General features: G+C 37.4%; 3 protein-coding genes and 2 pseudogenes. 3 read left to right on the forward strand and 2 right to left on the reverse strand.

Features of this window, described 5'->3' with window-relative positions; translation table 11 throughout:
- Both EDM54_RS27490 and EDM54_RS26135 read right to left on the reverse strand, forming a co-directional pair.
- A pseudogene (locus EDM54_RS27490) lies at positions 1-174 on the reverse strand (IS256 family transposase); the annotation flags it as partial.
- Between the two features lie 44 nt (positions 175-218).
- The gene (locus EDM54_RS26135) at positions 219-497 is read right to left on the reverse strand and encodes a hypothetical protein (RefSeq protein ID WP_122959105.1); all 279 of its coding nucleotides are present in this window, start codon (positions 495-497) and stop codon (positions 219-221) included.
- 131 nt (positions 498-628) lie between these two features.
- Here EDM54_RS26135 and EDM54_RS26140 point away from each other — a divergent pair, with 131 nt between their 5' ends.
- The 3 genes and pseudogenes from EDM54_RS26140 to EDM54_RS27495 form a co-directional block, all read left to right on the forward strand.
- Positions 629-1210 (forward strand): zinc metalloprotease, encoded by a 582-nt coding sequence (locus tag EDM54_RS26140; protein ID WP_003389981.1) that lies wholly within the window; start codon positions 629-631, stop codon positions 1208-1210.
- A 20-nt stretch (positions 1211-1230) separates the two neighbouring features.
- Entirely contained in the window at positions 1231-1653 is a 423-nt protein-coding gene (locus tag EDM54_RS26145; protein WP_259676348.1) for a hypothetical protein, read from the forward strand.
- Positions 1654-1671: 18 nt separating this feature from the next.
- Positions 1672-1855: pseudogene (locus EDM54_RS27495) on the forward strand (IS256 family transposase); the annotation flags it as partial.

Raw genomic sequence — 1855 nt, forward strand, 5'->3', positions numbered from 1 at the left:
CTTGTTTTTCATGTCATGCTTGGCGTATCCAAGAGAAGACTCGATTTCAGCTTCCAGCATTTCTTGGATTGTGTCTGCGAATAGATCCTTTAACGCTGACTGTACGTCGTCCACTGACTTTATGTTTTTCTCTTTGATCCACTGCTTGATCTGCTCTTTTGACATCATAAAAATCTCCCAACCTTTCTACTCCTAATTGTAGTTTAGAGGTTGAGAGTTTACACAAAATATTTTACAGACTCAATTAATTGAGAATAAGCCCAAATTCCCACTGTATTATAGTCAATGATGCAGTCATCTTCAGAAATCTTAATGCGACCTTCACTAGTTTCAATCATAGGAACACTATTTGCTTTTGGATACCCATGCTTTAACTGTTCTTTTGTGTAGTATCCAAAATATTGTTCTGTCAACGAATAGAATTCAAAGTCATCTTCTAAGCCTTCACGGTATACCTCTGCTTCGATAGCAACTGGTTTCTTTCGGTATTTCGCCATTTCAATCCTCTCCTTTTTCAATGAAATAGTTTTTTATTAGTTCATACAAGTTTCTTTATAGAGTGAATTTGCAAAATAAACCATTTTTATTTATATTTGGATTATGTTAAATTATGTAAGGGGGACGTGAAATGTCAAATAAGAGAACAAAGGTTGCAGTAGGTTTATTTTCTGTTGTTGCCTCTCTTTCATTCTTAGCAACAAGTGCATTCGCGAATTTCCTTGGTGGGAAATGGGATACTTCAATAACCCCAGTCATCTTATATGAAGACATCAATTTAGCATCTAAGTACTCTGATGTACTCTGGACTGCTGTTGACAAGTGGAATGGAATAAGTCGGAATTTTGATCTCTCTCCAGCGGACGATGAAACTGGATATATTGGTGTAAGACACCTCTCCAGAGAAGCAGATAATTATCTTGGTTGGAGCGGCACTTATGGATATGGAATCCCTTATGATGACAGAGGAAGAGAGAATCGCTCCCCATATGCGTCGGCTGATATTGTAATTGTCCGTTATTTATGTGACGATCTTGATGAAGACGATACAATTAATACAATCGTGCATGAATTTGGTCACGCACTTGGTTTAGCGCATGTAAGTAGTAGTAAGATTGACTCCATAATGGATTATGCTGATGTATTCGATTGGGATATTGATGGGCCAACAAGCTTTGACAAGAGTAATATCAGAGAATTATATGGACGATAAATAGGAAGGGTGTGTCAACATTGAAAAAAATGATTACTATTGTCACTGCTTTGGCGCTTATAGTTGGTGTTGGATCAGCTTTAGCATATAAAGAGTTGAATGGCCCAAGTGACCACAGCCCAGCTTTAGCAAAAACTTTTAAGTCAACTGAAGAAATCGTTAAGGACTCCAAAGTTATTATCAAAGGTAACGTTCCAAAAGAATACAGAAAAGAAACAGTTGGTGAAATTGTATTTTTTGTTTATGATGTTCAGGTCGATAAGGTTTATAGCAACCTCACTGATCAAGAAATCGTTGAAGGTGAAACTGTTGAGGTTTATCGCCTTGTCGGTGTTGACACCAATGAAGGAAAAGACATGGTGAATATAGTTTCACCTGAATATCAAGCATTAGGAGTCTGTAAAATATTTTGTGTAAACTCTCAACCTCTAAACTACAATTAGGAGTAGAAAGGTTGGGAGATTTTTATGATGTCAAAAGAGCAGATCAAGCAGTGGATCAAAGAGAAAAACATAAAGTCAGTGGACGACGTACAGTCAGCGTTAAAGGATCTATTCGCAGACACAATCCAAGAAATGCTGGAAGCTGAAATCGAGTCTTCTCTTGGATACGCCAAGCATGACATGAAAAACAAGCGGACAACCA

This window comes from Brevibacillus borstelensis (assembly GCF_003710865.1).
Taxonomy (GTDB): Bacteria; Bacillota; Bacilli; order Brevibacillales; family Brevibacillaceae; genus Brevibacillus; species Brevibacillus borstelensis.

Coding starts and splice junctions, on each gene's coding strand:
- EDM54_RS26140 (WP_003389981.1), top strand. CDS start 629: ATGTCAAATAAGAGAACAAAGGTTGCAGTAGGTTTATTTTCTGTTGTT.
- EDM54_RS26135 (WP_122959105.1), bottom strand. CDS start 497: ATGGCGAAATACCGAAAGAAACCAGTTGCTATCGAAGCAGAGGTATAC.